Here is a 17,596-nt window from a genome sequence, read left to right as displayed (position 1 = left end):
CATCCGGCCAGGGAGAGTTCGATGCACATCGCAGACCAATCGGGCGCGGCTGCCGCGCAGCGCAAGCCCCTCTATGCCCAACTCTACGTGCAGGTGCTGGTGGCGATCACCGTCGGCATCCTGCTCGGCCACTATTATCCGTCGATCGGCGAAAGCATGAAGCCGCTCGGCGACGCCTTCATCAAGCTGGTCAAGATGATCATCGCCCCGGTGATCTTCCTGACGGTGGCGACGGGCATTGCCGGCATGAGTGACCTGCAGAAGGTCGGCCGTGTCGCCGGCAAGGCGATGCTCTACTTCCTCACCTTCTCGACGCTGGCACTGATCATCGGCCTCATCGTCGCCAATGTCGTGCAGCCGGGCGCCGGGTTCAACATCGACCCGGCGACGCTGGACGCCTCGACCGTCAACACCTATGCCGCCAAGGCGCATGACCAGTCGGTCACCGGCTTCCTGATGAACATCATCCCAGGCACGATCGTCGGCGCCTTCGCCGATGGCGACATATTGCAGGTGCTGTTCTTCTCGGTGCTGTTCGGCATCGCGCTGGCGCTGGTCGGCGACAAGGGCGCACCGGTGTTCAACTTCCTGCAGGCGCTGATGGCGCCGATGTTCAAGCTGGTCAGCGTGCTGATGAAGGCCGCCCCCATCGGCGCCTTCGGCGCCATGGCCTTCACCATCGGCAAATACGGCATCGGTTCGGTCATCAACCTCGCCATGCTGGTCGGCACCTTCTACGCGACGTCGTTGCTGTTCGTCTTCGTCGTGCTCGGCGCGGTCTGCCGCTACAACGGCTTTTCCATTCTGGCGCTGCTGCGCTACATCAAGGAAGAGCTGCTCTTGGTGCTGGGCACGTCCTCGTCGGAAGCGGCCCTGCCCTCGCTGATGGAGAAGATGGAAAAGGCCGGCGCCAAGCGCTCGGTGGTCGGCCTGGTCATCCCGACCGGCTATTCCTTCAACCTCGACGGCACCAACATCTACATGACGCTGGCCGCGTTGTTTATCGCGCAGGCGACAAACATCCATCTGTCGATGGGCGACCAGATCCTGCTGCTGCTGGTGGCGATGCTGTCCTCGAAAGGTGCCGCCGGCATCACCGGCGCCGGCTTCATCACCCTTGCCGCGACGCTTTCGGTCGTGCCTTCGGTGCCGGTCGCCGGCATGGCGCTGATCCTCGGCGTCGACCGTTTCATGTCGGAATGCCGGGCGCTGACCAACTTCATCGGCAATGCCGTCGCCACGCTGGTTGTCGCCCGCTGGGAAGGTGAACTCGACGAGGCAAAGCTGGCGAGAGCCCTGGCCGGCACGGCCGACGACAGCCTGCCGGCTGATATTGTTCCCGCCGAATAGTTGGCGCAGCGAATGGCATGAAAAAGGCCGGAGGCGGTGATGCCTCCGGCCGCTTTTCTAACGTGACATGTCAGCCATTGAAATCCCTCCGCGCTTCCGGGAACGTGCTTGGACCGACGGGCATGCGGGCTGCCAGGCTGCCATCGTCGAACAGGACAAGGCTGGCGGCGCCGACCAGCCCGGCGTGGCGGCCAAGCTGGGCCTGCACCACCGGCACGTCGCGATAGGCGCGCATGGCGCGCTGCCGGATGGTCGCCTCGATAACGGGGTGCATGAGGTCGAGCCCATTGGCGATGCCGCCGCCAACGACCAGGACGTCGGGCGAGTAAAGGTGCAAGAGATTGGTGAAGCCGACGCCCAGCCAGCGTGCCTCTTCCTCCAGCAGGGCCAGAGCGAGGTCGTCTTGCAGCCGCGCCGCCTCAACCACGTGGCGGCCGGTGACCTCGGCATTGGCCGAGAGGCGGCGCAACGTCGAGCCGTCAAAGGCCGATGTCGCGGCGTTGGCGCGACGGCCAAGTGCCGTGCCCGAGGCGATGGCCTCGAAGCAGCCGACGACGCCGCACACGCAGCGCTCGCCCTCGTTGGTGATGGTCATATGGCCGATCTCGGCGGCCAGCCCACGGCGGCCGTGCAAGATGCGCCCGTCGGCAACGACACCGCCGCCGATGCCGGTCGAAACCGTAACGAAGACCAGCGAGCGGGCGCCATGGCCGGCACCGAAGCGCCATTCGCCGAGTGCGGCCGCGTTGGCATCGTTTTCCAGACGCACCGGCAGGCCGAGCCGGCGCTCGAGGATGTCGGCCAGCGGCACATCCTGCCAGCCGGCAAGTGTCGGCGGTCCGACGGCGATGCCGGCCAGCGGGTCGAGCGGTCCCGGCGCGCCGACGCCGACGCCGACAATGGCGAGGCCCGGCGCCTCGGCATGCACGGTCGCGGCCAGCGCCTCGATCTGGCCGATCACCACGTCAGGTCCGGCCTGAGCCTGCGTCGGCACGGCGGCGAAGGCCAGGATCTTGCCGTCACGATCGACCAGCGCGGCACGAAGCTCGGTGCCACCAAGATCGATCGCGAGGGCGGCTTCAGTGCTCATGCCGCGACCTTCAGCCCATGCAGCCAGCCGATGCGGCCGGCGAGATCCTTGTCGCCGAAGGCGAGCGAACCGAGAACCACGGTCTGCGCACCGGCGGCACGCAGCAACGGCACGGTCTCGTGGCGGATGCCGCCATCGGCGGCAAGCACCACTTCTGCCTCACGGCCGGCTCCTCGCAGGATAGCGCGGGCAGCGCCCAGCCTGTCGCATGCCTTGTCCGACAGGCTCTGGCCCTTCACGCCGATCGCGGTTCCCAGCAGCGTGACGAAGGCGACCTCGGAGACGAAAGGCTTCACTGCCTCGACCGGCGTCTCAAGCCGCAACACGACGCCCGCTTCGGCGCCGAGTTCGCGCGCCAGCCGCACGGCGCGCAATCCTGCCTCGCCGTTCTCGGCATGGACGCTGATCATGTCGGCGCCGGCCTCGATGAACTGGCGCGTCTGCGCCTCGACGATTGCGGCATCGACCATCAAATGGACATGGATGGGTTTGGCCGTCAGTCCGGCGATGCGGGCGACGAGATCGGGGAAGAACAGGAAGGACGGCGCGAAATGGCCGTCCGCCACATCGATGTGATGCAGATCGACATGGGGTTCGATGCGCCTGAGGTCGCTCTCGAAATTGGCGAGATTGGCCGACCAGAGCGAGAATTCGGCGATCAAGCGATCGCGCGGCAATGCGGCTATTGCCGCCGGGCCTGACAGGGGCTTTGAAGTCATGATTGGTCCTGATTGTTGAAATGTCTGTCGAGAAAGCCGCCGATAGCGGCGTGGATTTCGGCGAAATGGCGATCCTTGTCAGCCGCTTTCGGCGTCACCTGGACGAAGGCGGCATCGGGGATGGTCTCGCCGAGTTCGCGGGCGGTCGCCAGGGGATGGACGAGATCGATGCCGCTGCCGATGACCAGCGAGGGAATTGCGAGGCGAGCGGCTGCCGCCTGCGTCACGCCAGGCCCATCATTGGCGATCTCCTGCATCACCTCGGCGAAGGTCGTCGCGTTTTCACGCGCAAAGAAGCCGAGCAGCGAAGCAAGATTGTCCGGCGCTTCCGCGCGAAAGCGGGCTGATGTCGCGGAGGACGCGAAGGCGTCGTGGGCCTCCGCGAGGGGGAGCCGTCGGATAAGTTCCGCCACTTCGACATAGGGGCGCATGTTGCACGGTGCCGCATCGAAGGCCCAGGCAGGTCGCACCAGCACCAGGCCAAGCACGCGGTCCGGATGGCGAGCAGCAAGCCGCAGCGCAATAGCCGCGCCCATGGAAATGCCGCCGGCTACGAAACGGTCGAGGCCGGCCGCATCGGCGGCGGCCAGCACATCGTCGGCGAACATGGTGATCGAGAACGGACGCCTGCTGCCGGCGCTGGAGGCGCCCTGCGCGCGGCATTCGACGGTCAGCCGGCGGTATGATGGTTGGTCAGGAAAGTTCTGCGCCACCTGATTGGCGTCGCCGCCGAGGCCATGCTGGAAGACGACGGGAAGCCTGCCCTGCCCCGTGTCGAAGACACGAAGCGCGGCGTCGTCGCGCAGCAGGATCGTCGGGGCGGCGCTCATCAGAGCAACCCACGCAGGAAGGCGGCGACTTCAGGGGCCTCATCAGCGGACAGCCCGTGCGTGACGAGCGCACCGCCAAAACCCACGGCCTTCAGCCGCGCGACGAAATCCGGGAAGTCGACGATGCCTTGTCCAGCCGTGGCGAAGCGGGCATCACCATGCCGATCCTTGGCGTGCGCCATGGCGATGTGCCCGGCGGCCTCGCCGACCGCGGCAGCGACGATAGTACGCGCTTCGTCTGGCGTGGCGTACTCGAACAGATTGGCCGGATCGAGCACGATCTTCAGTCGCTTCGAGCGCATGTCGGCGATCAGGCGCGTCGCGTCGCTCGCCGAAGTGACGATGTTGGCCTGCTCGGGCTCAATGCCGAGATCGATGCCGGCATCCTCGGCCAGCGCCAGCGCCTTGCCCATTTCGGCAGCCATGTCGCACCAGGCGGAGGGTGTGGCATTTTCGGGATGATAGGCCCATTGATCGGCGATATTGCGCGAGCCGGTGCAGAGCGTGACCAGCGGGATGCCGAGGGATGCAGCCGTCTTGATGACCACACCAAGACGGCGAAGGCCATCGTCGCGCACCGATCTGTCGGGATGCGCCATGTTGTAGGTGCCCGAGAGGGCTGCAAGCGAGACGCCTGATGATTGCACTGCAGCACGGATGGATTCGATGGCATCCGCCGGGACGGCATCCGGCATTGACGGCAGGCCGGCGCAGGCGAGATTGAACTGCGTCGTCTCATATCCGGCCTGCTTCACCGCGGGCAACACGGCGGTCGGGTCGGTGCCGGGAAAAGTCTTGGCGAAAATGCCGAGGCGCATCAGACCGCACCCGAAACCGAGGCGAGTTCGACCCGCTCGCCTTTCTCGACAGAACGGGCAATCGCCACCATGGAGCGGATCGAGGCGATGCCGTCCTCGACATTGGCGCCGCGCATCGGCGCGCCGGTCAGCACCGTATCGGCAAGACCCTCCAACTGACGGCGGAAGAAATGGCCGTCGGCGCCGAGCGGCTTGCGCGAGGTCGCATCCTTTTCATGGAAGATATCGACCTCGCTGGCGCGGAAGTACCAGGGGTTGAAGGTTTTCGCGATAACGGAACCGTTCTCGCCATAAAGCTGGAAGCCTTCATGCCAGTCCATGCGCACGGCGACGGTGAGGTCGAGATGACCGAGCGCGCCACTGGCGAATTCGGTTTCGACGAACCAGCAATAGGCGCCGAAGCGTTCATTGAGACGGGCGCGCACGGCGGTGATTTCGCCGCACAGGAAGCGCGCCGTGTCGACCAGATGCGAGCCATGCGCCAGCATGAAATATTGCCGCAGGTCCGCCTTCGGATTGCCCGAAGGTTTCCTCGCCAGCTTGCTGGTGACCGGCAGCGGCTGCACCGCATCGGTGTTGGTGTAGCGATGGGTGGAATCGCAATACCAGGCCTTCAGCGCCAGCACCTCGCCCATCTCGTCACGGACGAAGTCGCGCGCGGCCTCCAGCGCCGGATCGAAGCGCTTCATGTGCCCGACCTGCAGCACCTTGCCCGAACGCTTCACCGCCGCCGCCAGCGCCTCGCCCTCCTCGACCGAAGTGCCGATCGGCTTTTCGCACAGCACATGCTTTCCGGCGTCGAGCGCCTTGATCGACATCGGCACGTGATAGGCATCCGAGGTGGCGACGACCACCGCCTCCAGCTCAGGATCGGCGAGCATGGCGTCATAGTCGGCATACATTCTTTGCGGCTCGTAGGTGGCGCCCATGCGGGCGAGCAGGTCGGGAGCCGCATCGCAGATGGCGTAGAGATCGGCATTGCCGGCCTTGGCGCAGGATTCCAGGTGCGCGAACTGTGCGATCGGGCCGCAGCCGAGCACACCGACCCTGAGGCGTCTGTCTTGTTTCTTGATCATCGTTTCGTTCTTCAGGCGCCGTAGCTGCGCATCGTCTGGCGGTTGGTCTTGACCGCGCCGGCGGGATCGGCGGCGGCCGTTTCGGATTCCTCTTCCAGCACCAGCCAGCCATTGAAGCGCGGCGCGGTGCCGGCAATCTCGATAACTGCAGGGGTATCGCAGACCCCCTTGCCCAGCATCGCCCAGGTGCCGTTGGCGTCGACGTCCTTCAAGTGGATGTAGCGGATGCGGTCGCTATAGGTGCGCAGCGTGTCGGCCATGTCCTTGTGGCCGCGCAAAATATGACCGGTGTCCGGCACCCAGCCGACCAGATCGCGGTCGAGCAAGGCGAAGATCCTGTCGTAGTCGGCGCGGTCGAACAGCAGCGTGTTGTGATGCGAGCTCGGATGCACCGCCACCTGGACGCCAGCCTTGCGGCCAAGCTCGCCGGCCCTGTTGTAAACCTCCGCGGCGATGGCGAACTTGTCGTCGCGCGGGCCGTCGGACACCACGGTTGCCGACCCCATCGACACCAGCGCGCCGGGAAAGGCGGAAGCGAAATCGATCCAGCGCTGCGCCGCCTCGAGGTCGGCGCCAATCTCCTCCTTCAGCGTAAAGCCGCTGTTCGAGCCGAAGGCAAAGGAGACCAGCGTCAGGCCGGACGACTTCAGCGCGGCGGCGAATTCCGACGGCCGGTCGGCGTAGCGGCCGATCATGGTGTCGGTGATCTCGATGCCGGAATAGCCGCCGTCGGCAATGGCCTTCAACAGATCGTCGGGGCCGCCGGCAAAACGGTCGCCGAGCATTTCCCAGGTAAAGGTCTGGCAGCCGACTTTAAGGTCCTTCACGTTCATCCTTTCAATCCTTGATACCGCTTATAGTTGATGCCGCCGTGGCATGGACATCCTACTTGACCGAGCCCGCGGTCATCCCGGCGAGGAAGTACCTCTGGGCAACGAGGTAGATGAGCAAGAGCGGCAGCGAGCCGAGCACGCTCATCGCCATCATCTGGTTCCATTCGAAGGCGTGCTGCCCCATCAACAGCTGGATGCCGATCGGGACGGTGCGCATGGACGTTGACTTCGTCAGCGTCAGCGCAAAGAGAAATTCGTTCCAGCACAACAGGAAGGTGTAGACCGACGTCGCCACGATACCAGGCAGCGAAATCGGGACGATCACCCGCCAAAGCGCTGTCCAGCTGGTGCCGCCATCGACAGCCACGGCTTCATCGAGATCGCGGGGCAAGGTGTTCAGATATCCCGTCATCAGCAGGATCGCGTACGGCAGGGTGAACACCAGGTAAGTCAGGATCAGTGCGACATAGGTATCGAAGATACCGTATGAGACGACAAGCCCGAAGAACGGGATCAAAAGTGTGATCGGCGGAATCGTCTGCGTGCTGATGATGAGTGTGTTCAGGCTGCCCTTGCCGCGGAAGTTGAAGCGGCTGAACCCGTAGGCCGCCAGCAAGGCGATCAGCACCGTCAGCACGGTTACCGTTCCCGCCACGAAATAGCTGTTGAAGAAGAAGCGCAGCTTTACCGGGTCGCCGAGGATGGCTGCATACGCTTCCAGCGTGAAGGCCTTTGGCAGGATGGTTGGCGGCAGGGCAAAGATTTCGGTATTCGATTTGAACGAACTGCTCAGCATCCAGTAGATCGGGAATGCCGCGAAGAAGAGTCCCGCTGCAAGCGCTACATGGAGCGCGACGGTGATCAGCCTGTCTTTTGGCGTATGCCTTTTCCTCATGGTGACTACCGAGCCTTTTGATAGCGAATATAGAACAGCGTCAGGCCGAGAGAGATCAACAAGATGACCACAGCGCTCGCCGAAGCCTGCGACAGGTTGTAGCTCGAAAACGCCAGCTTGTAGGTGTAGGTACTGAGGACCTCGGTCGAGTAGATCGGACCACCGCCCGTCGTTATCCAGATTAACGGGAAGACCTGCATGGTCCAGATGAAGTCGAGCAGCGAGATGCTGATGATGATCGGCATCAGCTGCGGGATGGTGATGAAGATCAGCTTCTGGTAGGCTTTCGCCCCGTCGATGTCGGCGGCCTCGTAGAAATCCTTGGGAATGCCCTGCAAACCCGCGAGCAGGCTGACCATGAAGAGCGGATAACCCGCCCAGATGTTGGCGAAGGTGACGGCGTGCAGCGCGGTCTCAGGCGAGGAAAACCATTCGATCTTGGAACCGATAATGCCGATTTGCATGAGAATGCTGTTCACCACGCCGTTCGGCTCGAGCAGCAGGCGCCAGATCACCGCGATGATCACCGCGGTGAACAGCCAGGGTAGTATGTAGAGCACGCGCAGAATATTGCGCAGCGTCGGATTGATGCGGTCGCTGTTCAGCATGAGCGCGAAGACCATGCCGATGGTCATGTGGAAAATGACACTCATGCATGTGAAGTAGAGCGTGTGCCACAGCGATGCCCAGAACACCGGATCGTCGAAGATCGCCTGGTAATGTTTCAGTCCGGCAAAGGTTGGGTCACGACGCAGCACCGCGCTGTTCTGGAACGAGTAGGCAATCACCGTCACCATCGGCAGCAGCATCAGAAGCCCGATTATGAGCAGCGAGGGCGACAGATAGAGGTAGGGTGCGACCGCTCGTTTCAGCTTGTGGTGGGAGCGCTTTTGCCGGGTCATGTGCCAACCTTGGGATACGCCTTCAAGAGAAGGTAAACTTCGGAAACTGAGCCATCTCAAATTGCCGATCCGTTGTTGCCGGGTGGCCCGAAGTCAGGCCACCCGGCAGAAGATAGCAAACCGGAACGGGTCGATCAGAATTTCGCCATCCAGCCCTTCTGAGCGGCGGTTGCGGCTTGCTCCGGAGACTGCTCCCCGGCGAGCATCTTCTGGGCCTGCACGTCGAACTGGGTCATCAGGTCTTCAGCCACCGGCAGGCCCGTGAACTCATTGGCGAGATAACCGGTCTTGAATATCTCAAAAGCCTTGGCGAAAGCCTTGTCCGAGGTCACGAAATCGGGCTTGGCGTTGACGTTGCCCGGGAAGGCGTTCGCAAGCGACACGAGCTTGGCGTTCACCTTTTCACTCATCAGATACTGGACGAGTTTCCAGGCCTCTTCCTGATGTTTCGAGGCGGCAGAGATGCCGATGCCCCAGGAGGCATAGGGAAGGCCGCGCTTGCCGGTATAGTTTTCCACGACCGGGACCGGGATGAGGTCGAAGTTCAGCTTGGGATTGCGCTTGCGGATGAGGTTCACATGGGCGAGCGAGTCGATCATCATCCCGACGCGGTCGTTGACGAATTCCTCGACCTTTTCCTGCTCGGTCTTGGTGGCGATGCCGGGCGAGATGGTGCCGGCGTCGTTGAGTGATTTGACGAAGGTGAGCATGTCCACCACCGGTTTGCCCTCAAGGGCTGGCTTGCCGTTCGCCATCATCGACTGACCCGAAGCCCAAACCCATGACATCATGTCGTTCTGGACGCCGGATGGCGTCTGCAGCGACAGGGGCAGCACCCAGCCATACTGGTTCTTGTCGGCATGGGTCATCTTCTTGGCGGCTTCGAGAAACTCCGCACGGGTCGACGGCAGCTTGGTCACGCCCGCCTGGGCGGCGAGGTCCAGATTGACGAAGACCGGATAGACGAAGGAAGCGACGGGAAACATCACCGCCTTGCCGTCCACCTTGATGATGTCCGCGACTTGGGCTTTATCGAACTTGCTCGCATCCATCATCGGGTTCATGTCAGCAAGCGCACCCTGCGCGTTCAGATTGTTCACCCAGGCGCCGTCGAGACCGACGACGTCGCTGAGCGTTCCGGTTGCAGCGCCAACCGAGATCTGGTCTCGCGTGGTCGCGTAGGGACCGCTGACCAGCGTCACCTTGATGCCGGGATTCGCGGCCTCGAAATCGTCCATGATTTTCCGCAAAGAACCTGCGGGCAGCTCCGGCTCCCACCACTGGGTGAATTCCAGCGTGGTGTCCGCCATTGCCGCTGTTGCGCCAAGCAACCATGCTGCCGCGGCTATTTTCAGCATCGCGGGCTTTATCCGAAACGTCATTTTTTCTCCTCCTTCTTTGGGATCGACCGCACAATGCAGCCGATCGTCTGCTTCATTCAGAAGTCTTCTTACGCGTACTTCGTGGGCGCCTCGCCCTCGCCCGCGGGCTCTGCCACAATTCGTCAGATCGCCAGATGCGTCTCGGGATCGAAGAAATGGAGCTTGGTATCATCCAGGGCCAACCGGATTTCCGAGCCGGAACGGACTGTGCTGTCCGGTTCGAATCTCGCCACCGCATTCGACGTCAGGCCGAAATCCTGCACCGCGTCGGGGTCGCCGGAGTCCACCCGGACCGCGTCGATGTTGAGATGGACGATATGTTCCGACCCGAGTTCTTCGATCGAGGTCACCCTTGCCGGTATCGTCTGATACTTGCGGCCGGATTCGAGGCTGCTGTCATAGAGATCCTCCGGTCGTATCCCGAACACGACCTTGCGCCCCGCATACGACTTCAAACCCGGCCTGCGCACGAAGGCCGCATCCTGCAGCCGAATGGCAAAGGCCCCGGGCATCAGTTCGCCGCCCGTCAGGGTCGCTTCGAAAAGGTTCATCGAGGGAGAGCCGATAAAGCCGGCAACGAAGGCGTTCACCGGTGATTCGTAAAGCCTCTTGGGCGTGTCGACCTGCTGCAGCACACCGCCCTTCAGCACGGCGACCCGGTCCCCCATCGTCATCGCTTCGGTCTGGTCGTGGGTCACGTATATGGTCGTTACGCCGAGCTGCTTTTGCAGGCGGGTGATTTCGGCGCGCATTTGCACGCGCAGTTTGGCGTCCAGATTCGAAAGGGGTTCGTCCATGAGAAAGGCGGCCGGCTCGCGCACCATGGCGCGGCCCATGGCAACCCTTTGACGCTGTCCGCCGGAAAGGTTGGCGGGTTTGCTGTCCAGCAAAGACGTCAGCTGAAGGGTCTTGGCGATCTCGTCGACGCGCTTCTTGCGTTCGGCCTTCGGCTTGCCTGCCAGCCGCATCGAAAAGGCGATGTTTTCGAACACAGTCATATGCGGGTAAAGCGCGTAGCTCTGGAAGACCATCGCGATGTCGCGGTCCTTGGGCGGCATGTCGACGACGTCGGTACCGCCGATCCGAAGACTACCGCTGGTGATGTCCTCCAATCCCGCGATCATCCGCAACGCGGTGGATTTTCCACAGCCCGACGGCCCGACGAGAATCAAAAACTCGCCGTCCTCGACCGACAGGTTCAATTGGTCGATTGCGCGAAAATTGTTCCCGTATGTCTTGCATATATTCTCAAGAACGACTTCTGCCATATTCCTCCCTCCACAAGTCTAAGCCGCTGGTTTTTATTATTCTTCTTGGCCCTTTCGCCTGTGAGATGCTTCCTCGGATGGTTGCAGGCTATGTTCCTGTATCGAGCTGCGCATATTTCAGTTCGACCGCCGACGGCGCGTTCGCCGATGCCAGCAGTTCCGTTACCTGGTCTTCGGTCGGAAGCGCCTCGCGCCCGCCACGCCCCGTTATCGAAAGGGCTGCCGCCGCGGCAGCGAATGCCACTCGGCCTGCGGTGTCGGCGCCGCGCGTCCATGCATGGGCGTAGGCGCCGTGAAAGCAGTCACCGGCGCCGGTCGAGTCGACAACGGCAACCCGGTGCGGCGGAAGTTGCCAGAGCCGTGTCTCTTCACGCCCGCGATAATATACGCCCCTGCCGCCATCGGTCAGAACCACGGCGGATCGCGACGGCGACCACAATGCTTCGAGCATCTCGGCGGGCAATCGGCAGCCCGTAGCGGCCCGCGCAAAGCCAAGAGGAAGAATGAGGTGGTCGCAGAGCCCGATCAGCCTCTCCGTGGCTGGGCCACCGCTCCATTCGATATCGCCGAGGATCGCAAGGCCGTGATCGCGAGCCCGAGCCACGACATCCACCGACCGGATCGCGTAACTGTCGACGATCAGGACGGCCGCTCGGCTGAGGACCTCGTCTGAGAAATCCGGCGTGGTGCCCAGCATCGCGTCGTCGTCATATGCGATGAACCGCTCCCCGTCCGAGCCGACCGTGATGCGTGAGCGCACCGGGCGCGCGTCGGCGTGGCGCGGCGCGAATGCGGTTTCAACACCGCTCTCAATGAGATCGCACAGTACCGGGTCGTCCGCGGCATCGCCCAGCCATCCGACGAACCCGGCGCTTCCGCCGAGCCGCGCGACGGCGGCAAGGGCCGTCGCGACATTTCCCCCGAAAGCCCGGGCACTTTGCCGAACCCTCCCCTTGCCTGCCGACAACGGCTGATCGACATAGACGATGTCGTCGATCGCAATAGCGCCGAAGCCGAGGATCGAGGGGACGGCGGGCATCGCTCAGGCCCCCGCTTTCGCCAAGGCGTCTTGCGCCGAAAGGCCGTCGTGGATGACGCCCCGAAAGGCAAGCGCTGCCTTCTGAGGATCGCCATGCCCCCAGAGATTACGGCCGACCACGGCACCGCGCGCGCCGGCACGGATGGCGTCCGCCGTCTGCTGAAGGGCGCCAAGCAGCGTATCGGTCTTCGGACCACCGGCGATCACAACCGGCACCGGGCAGGTCCGAACGGTCTCTCGGAACGACTCGAAATCGCCCGTGTAACCGATCTTGATCACATCGACACCGGACTCGTAGCCTATGCGCGCCGCATAGGCGATCTCGTCGGGGGTGAAGACGATCTTAGCTCCGTCGGTAAAATCGCGAGGGTAGATATGCGCCACCACCGGCATGCCGTAGCGGGCCGCGGCATTCACCGAATCGGTCAGCCAGCGAATGTATTTGCCCTCGGTCGCGCCGCGCACCGGAATGGCCACCGCCAACGCATCGGCGCCAGCGCGCACCGCATCCTCGGGCGTTGCAATCAGTTCGCTGATGCGATCGTCCGGGGTGAAGCAGCCGGCCTGGATCACCAGGGAAGCCTTGCCCGCATATTGCGGCCACAGATGGCGCGCGGTGCCAGGCTGGATGCTGACATAGTCGGGTTTGCCCGCCATGACGCGTGCAAGCGCGCCCGGCAGGTCGGCAAGACCTCCTCTGCGCACGTCGCCATAGCCGACAAAGTGGTCGACCGCGCCGCCAAAAAGATTCCCCGATGGATGTGAGAAGAGGCGCGCCAGGCGCACCTTGGTTCCGAGGCTCATGAGTCCAAAACTCTCCAATCGATTGATTTCAAAATCCTGGACATAGTGTTTTCGAAAGAAAGGTTAAATGCAATCTTTCGAAACCTTTCGAATTCGCATATTTTTGGTAGAGTGAACCGAGGCCAGGGCGATCGCCTGGCGCATGGAGCCAAGGACAGGGCAATGTTGTCAGAGCAGAGACGCCAATCGATCCTGGGTGAAGTGCAACGAAGCGGACAGGTTCGCATCAAGGATCTGTCAGACAATTTTGGCGTGTCGGAAGTCACGGTGCGCTCCGACCTCGAGATACTGGACCGCAAGGGACTGCTGACCAAGACGCGTGGAGGGGCGGTGACCCGGACCACGGATTCGACCACGGCCGCTTTCGCCCGGCGGATGCAAACGAACCTCGACGCAAAGAAGCGCATCGCCCGGGCAGCGGTGGAACTGTTCGAGGACAACCAATCGGTCATCTTCGACGGCGGCTCGACATTGATGCAGGTTGCCATGCTGTTACCGCCGCTCAGCAATGTCGTGGTCGCGGCCACGGCAATGAATATCGTGCAGCATCTGATGCATCGGCCCGGACTCGACGTTCACATGATCGGCGGCCGGGTCTATCCGGACACGGTGAGCACGCTGATCACCGATGCCGACACGGCTCTCGGCGGCTTGGTAGCGCATCAGGTCTTTGTTGGAGCGCATGCGATTGACTCGTCACTGGATGTGGTCGACGTGAACGAAGACATGGCGCGAACGAAGCGAAACCTCGTGCGCATGGCCCGCCGCGTTGTCCTTCTTGCGGATTCGAGCAAATGGGGCGTCAGCGGGACCTCCAAGGCATTTTCGCTGTCGAGCGTCGATGTTGTGATCACCGACGATGGCCTGTCCGGCCCGATACGCAGCCAACTCGATAGGACCGGGGCCAAGGTGATCTATGCCTGACCCTGTCGCGGTCCCTGGCCGCGACGGAAATATCCAATGCGCGCATGACCCACGGGATTCGCATCGGCGGTCGGCCGTTTCTTGATGTCGGTCATTTTCTCCTCCCAGGGCTAGCGGCCTCCCGATATTGCGCCGCCATTTCCGCATGGTCTATAAAAATTTTACGCGCGTCAAGATTTAAAATGTTGTATAGGGCTCTTCCACCACGATCCGTTGCCGACGCAGCGGATCAAGCAGAGCATGACCCTATTGGGGAGGACCGATCAGAAATGCAGGCAAAATCAAAGGAAAAGCTCGCAATCGGCGTCATCGGGTGTGGCAACATTTCGATGACCTACCTGCGCAATGCCGCCCTCTTCGGTGGAATCGAATTACGCGCCTGCGCCGACATCTCCGCCGACATGGCGGCGGTGCGAGCCAAGGAATATGGCATCCAGGCGCTCGGCGTCGACGCGCTACTGGCCGACCCCGAGATCGATCTGGTCCTGAACCTGACCATTCCCGCCGCGCATTTCGACATTTCGTTTTCAGCCCTTTCAGCGGGAAAACACGTCTTCACTGAAAAGCCGCTGGCGACGTCGGCCAGCGACGGGCACAGGCTGGTAGCGGAGGCCGCCAAGCGCGGCGTGCTGCTCGGCTCGGCGCCCGACACCTTCCTCGGCGCCGCCGGGCGCCGCGCGCGCCGCCTGATGGATGAGGGCGCCATTGGCCGCCCGGTCACCGGCACGGCCTTCATGATGGGGCGCGGCATGGAGCACTGGCACCCCAACCCGCAATTCTACTATCAGCCGGGCGGCGGCCCGGTGTTCGACATGGGCCCCTATTACCTGACCATGCTGGTCAATCTGCTTGGCCCGGTCGCGCGCGTCATGGCTATGGCGACACGCGGCCAGGAGGAACGCCTGATCACTGCCGAAGGGTCGTTCAAGAACACCACATTCAAGGTCGGGACGCCGACCAACGTGCTGTCCCTGCTCGAATTCCGCTCGGGCGCCACCGTTACCTTCGGCGCCTCATGGGACGTCTTCAGGCATTCCAACCATCCGATTGAGCTGCACGGCACGGAAGGCTCGCTGCGCCTGCCCGATCCCGACACGTTCGGCGGCACTGTCTCGCTGTCCGAGCGCGGCGCGGAGTGGAAGGATTTCGCCAGCGAAGGCGAGCTCTACGGCGCCCGCAACTGGCCGTATGCGGCGCCTGACCGCGCCAATTACCGCATGCTCGGCGTCGCCGATCTGGTGCGCTCGCTGAAGACAGGCGCCGCACCCCGTGCGTCCGGCAATCTGGCGCTGCATGTGCTGGAAATCATGGAGGCGATCCTGCATTCCGGCGAAACGAAAGGCTCGGTCGCCATCACCGGTGACGTGGTCCAGCCGGCGCTGTTGACCGAGGACGAGGCAAGCACCCTCCTTGCCTAGAACGGTTCGCCGTTTCGCGGAAACGGCGAACCGCCCTATCTCTTGTTTCACACAATTCCCACGGGAAAGCGCGCTACGCGCTTTTCCCGGGAAAACCGCTGTACACTTTTCCTGGAATTGCTTTCGATGGAGATGGCAATGACGCTCGACCCTGATGCTTTGCGCGCCCTTGAAATCGGCCGTGCGGCCGGCGGCGAGCCTTTCGAAAACGGCAGCGTGGCGGCGGCTCGAGCTGCCTACAACGCTTCGTTCCCGACACAGCAGGGCGAACACGAGCCGGTGGCGGCGACCTTGCAACAAGAGATCGATGGGCCGAACGGCCCGGTCACGATCCGCATCCATCGCGGCATCGGCGCGCCGCGCACCGGGGCGCGCGCCGTGCTCTATCTGCATGGCGGCGGCTGGGTCATCGGCAATCTCTCGTCGCATGACGAGATCTGCCGATGGCTGGCCAATCTGGGCAACGCCGTCGTGGTCTGCCCCGATTACCGGCTGGCGCCGGAGCATAAATTTCCCGCCGGGCTCGAGGACTGCGCGGCAGCGCTCCGCTTCATGGCGCAGAATACCGGCGAACTGGGCATCGACCCCACTCGCATCAGCGTTGCCGGCGACAGCGCAGGCGGCAACCTTGCCGCCGTTCTGGCATTGCTCGCCCGTGACGGGCTGATACCCCGGCTTGCCGCGCAGGTCCTGATCTATCCCAACACCGATGCCCGCCAGACGGCGGACAGCTACCGGCGCTTCGGCGACGGCTTCGGGCTCACCGCCGCCACCATGGCCTGGTTCCGCGACCACTATGTGCGAACGCCGGACGACATCACGGACTGGCGCGTCTCGCCGCTGCTGGCATCGAGCCTTGCCGGCGCGGCACCTGCATTCGTCGTGATCGCCGGCCATGACATTCTTGCCGACGAAGGCACGGCCTATGCCGAGCGCCTGCGGATCGAAGGCGTGCCTCTGGTGCTGCGGCCCTGGCTGGGTCAGATCCACGGCTTCGTCTCGATGGGCCGTCATATACTGGCCGCGCGGCAAGCGGTGAGCGAGGCGGCGGCCTGGCTGCAATTGCAGACGCGTGTTCAGGCCGACTGACGCATCACCAGCGTCGCACCGAGCTTCACGTTGCGCGCCAGACCCTGGCCGGGTGGATCGGCCTCATCCAGCAAGGCCAGCAGGATCTCGACGCTGCGGCCGGCCATGGCAGCGAAATCCTGCGCCATGGTGGTCAGCGCCGGACAGGTGTAGCGGCTCAGCGGATGATCGTCATGGGCGGCGACACGGAAATCGCAATCGGCCCGGCGGCCGATCTTCAGTCCGCGCGAAAAGGCCGCCGCCATGACGCCGAAAGCGAGGCGGTCATTGGCGCACAGCAGCGTGCGCGCCGGCAGGCCGCCGTTCTCGAGTGTCCTGTCCATCCATTCATGGCCGATGCGCTCGAAATCCCAGCTGTAGTCGCCTGCCGCCTTGAGCACGACGGGTTCCAGGCCGGCGGCCCGCATCGTGTCGATATAGCTCTGCAGGCGTTCGCCGGAATTGTGATTGACGTGCGGAATGTCGACATAGGCCGGCGGTTCGCCGGACCGGCAGAGATAGTCGACGATGGTCGACGTGCTCTGGTGGTTGTCGTTGCCGACGAAAGGCGTGTCGCCTTCGATATAGGTGTCGAAATAGACAATCGGAATGTCCTCGCTCATCCGCTCGAAGACGCCGGGTTCGGAGACCAACCCCAGCGGAGCGACGATGGCGCCCGCGACCTTCAGCGACATCAGCGTCCTGACTGATTCCGCCTCCAGTTTCGGCGAGCCGTGCGAGGAGATGACGATCGGCCAGAAACCTTCGTCGCGGCAGCGCAGTTCGATGCGGCTGACCATTTCGGCATAGAACGGATCGGTGAGCGCCGGCACGACAATGCCGACATTGCGGGTGCGCTTGCGGTTGAGATTACGCGCGAAAACGTTCGGCTGATAGTCCGAGGATCGCAGCGCCGCTTCGATGCGCGCCCGCGTCGCCGGCTTAACACTGGCCGGATCATCGAAATACTTCGACAGGGTCGGTCGCGACACGCCTGACGCCCTGGCGAAATCATCCATCGTGCGGTGGGTCTTCTCCGCCATCGATATGTCCAGCCCCTTTGCTCGCGCCCGTCAACCTTCCCGGTCGGGCCAGAATCAGTCTTGCGGCCGTTGCCGCGAGGCAGCATTGCTTGACCGAATTTGTTCAGTCAAATTTTTGCGTTTCCAGTACAACGCAA

At 63.1% G+C, this 17,596-nt stretch carries 17 protein-coding genes; 4 read left to right on the top strand and 13 right to left on the bottom strand.

The window, feature by feature from the left end:
* Window positions 1–21 precede the first annotated feature (21 nt).
* Window positions 22–1,350: a dicarboxylate/amino acid:cation symporter gene (locus ACVILI_RS12345; RefSeq protein ID WP_019856792.1), complete on the top strand. Its 1,329-nt coding sequence runs from the start codon at window positions 22–24 to the stop codon at window positions 1,348–1,350.
* 70 nt (window positions 1,351–1,420) lie between these two features.
* Here ACVILI_RS12345 and ACVILI_RS12340 read toward each other — a convergent pair whose 3' ends face one another.
* The 12 genes from ACVILI_RS12340 to ACVILI_RS12285 all read right to left on the bottom strand — a co-directional run bounded on the left by ACVILI_RS12340 (window position 1,421) and on the right by ACVILI_RS12285 (window position 13,006).
* Entirely contained in the window at window positions 1,421–2,440 is a 1,020-nt protein-coding gene (locus ACVILI_RS12340; RefSeq protein ID WP_019856791.1) for an ROK family protein, read from the bottom strand.
* Entirely contained in the window at window positions 2,437–3,159 is a 723-nt protein-coding gene (locus ACVILI_RS12335) for a ribulose-phosphate 3-epimerase (protein WP_038645196.1), read from the bottom strand. Before ACVILI_RS12335 ends, ACVILI_RS12340 begins: the two co-directional genes overlap by 4 nt.
* Entirely contained in the window at window positions 3,156–3,989 is an 834-nt protein-coding gene (locus ACVILI_RS12330) for an alpha/beta fold hydrolase (protein WP_038645194.1), read from the bottom strand. The genes ACVILI_RS12335 and ACVILI_RS12330 overlap by 4 nt, the downstream gene beginning before the upstream one ends.
* Window positions 3,989–4,807, bottom strand: coding sequence for a sugar phosphate isomerase/epimerase family protein (locus tag ACVILI_RS12325; protein WP_038645192.1), 819 nt, complete (start codon window positions 4,805–4,807; stop codon window positions 3,989–3,991). The genes ACVILI_RS12330 and ACVILI_RS12325 overlap by 1 nt, the downstream gene beginning before the upstream one ends.
* The gene (locus ACVILI_RS12320) at window positions 4,807–5,883 is read right to left on the bottom strand and encodes a Gfo/Idh/MocA family protein (RefSeq protein ID WP_038645190.1); all 1,077 of its coding nucleotides are present in this window, start codon (window positions 5,881–5,883) and stop codon (window positions 4,807–4,809) included. Before ACVILI_RS12320 ends, ACVILI_RS12325 begins: the two co-directional genes overlap by 1 nt.
* An 11-nt stretch (window positions 5,884–5,894) precedes the next feature.
* Window positions 5,895–6,716: a sugar phosphate isomerase/epimerase family protein gene (locus ACVILI_RS12315; protein WP_038645188.1), complete on the bottom strand. Its 822-nt coding sequence runs from the start codon at window positions 6,714–6,716 to the stop codon at window positions 5,895–5,897.
* A 52-nt stretch (window positions 6,717–6,768) separates the two neighbouring features.
* Window positions 6,769–7,611: a carbohydrate ABC transporter permease gene (locus ACVILI_RS12310; protein ID WP_019856785.1), complete on the bottom strand. Its 843-nt coding sequence runs from the start codon at window positions 7,609–7,611 to the stop codon at window positions 6,769–6,771.
* A 5-nt stretch (window positions 7,612–7,616) separates the two neighbouring features.
* On the bottom strand, window positions 7,617–8,513 hold the full coding sequence (locus ACVILI_RS12305) for a carbohydrate ABC transporter permease (RefSeq protein ID WP_010914683.1): 897 nt from the start codon (window positions 8,511–8,513) through the stop codon (window positions 7,617–7,619).
* A gap of 134 nt (window positions 8,514–8,647) precedes the next feature.
* A complete protein-coding gene (locus tag ACVILI_RS12300; protein WP_010914682.1) occupies window positions 8,648–9,895 on the bottom strand; it encodes an ABC transporter substrate-binding protein in 1,248 nt (415 codons plus the stop codon).
* A 122-nt stretch (window positions 9,896–10,017) separates the two neighbouring features.
* Window positions 10,018–11,163, bottom strand: a complete 1,146-nt coding sequence (locus ACVILI_RS12295) for an ABC transporter ATP-binding protein (RefSeq protein ID WP_019856783.1) — start codon at window positions 11,161–11,163, stop codon at window positions 10,018–10,020.
* An 88-nt stretch (window positions 11,164–11,251) separates the two neighbouring features.
* A complete protein-coding gene (locus ACVILI_RS12290; protein WP_038645185.1) occupies window positions 11,252–12,202 on the bottom strand; it encodes a PfkB family carbohydrate kinase in 951 nt (316 codons plus the stop codon).
* Between the two features lie 3 nt (window positions 12,203–12,205).
* Window positions 12,206–13,006, bottom strand: a complete 801-nt coding sequence (locus tag ACVILI_RS12285; protein ID WP_019856781.1) for a beta/alpha barrel domain-containing protein — start codon at window positions 13,004–13,006, stop codon at window positions 12,206–12,208.
* A gap of 162 nt (window positions 13,007–13,168) precedes the next feature.
* On the opposite strand from ACVILI_RS12285, the gene ACVILI_RS12280 reads away from it, so the two are divergent.
* From ACVILI_RS12280 to ACVILI_RS12270, 3 genes are all read left to right on the top strand, one after another.
* Window positions 13,169–13,930, top strand: a complete 762-nt coding sequence (locus ACVILI_RS12280) for a DeoR/GlpR family DNA-binding transcription regulator (RefSeq protein ID WP_010914678.1) — start codon at window positions 13,169–13,171, stop codon at window positions 13,928–13,930.
* Between the two features lie 269 nt (window positions 13,931–14,199).
* Complete coding sequence (locus ACVILI_RS12275) at window positions 14,200–15,348, top strand: Gfo/Idh/MocA family protein (RefSeq protein WP_038645183.1); 1,149 nt, start codon at window positions 14,200–14,202, stop codon at window positions 15,346–15,348.
* A gap of 138 nt (window positions 15,349–15,486) precedes the next feature.
* A complete protein-coding gene (locus ACVILI_RS12270; protein ID WP_084791743.1) occupies window positions 15,487–16,437 on the top strand; it encodes an alpha/beta hydrolase in 951 nt (316 codons plus the stop codon).
* On the opposite strand, the gene ACVILI_RS12265 is transcribed toward ACVILI_RS12270, so the two are convergent.
* The gene (locus tag ACVILI_RS12265) at window positions 16,425–17,459 is read right to left on the bottom strand and encodes a LacI family DNA-binding transcriptional regulator (protein ID WP_038645181.1); all 1,035 of its coding nucleotides are present in this window, start codon (window positions 17,457–17,459) and stop codon (window positions 16,425–16,427) included. The genes ACVILI_RS12270 and ACVILI_RS12265 overlap by 13 nt on opposite strands.
* Window positions 17,460–17,596 lie beyond the last annotated feature (137 nt).

It is taken from the genome of Mesorhizobium sp. USDA 4775 (assembly GCF_054062655.1).
This window is presented reverse-complemented; position numbering and strand designations above follow the sequence as displayed.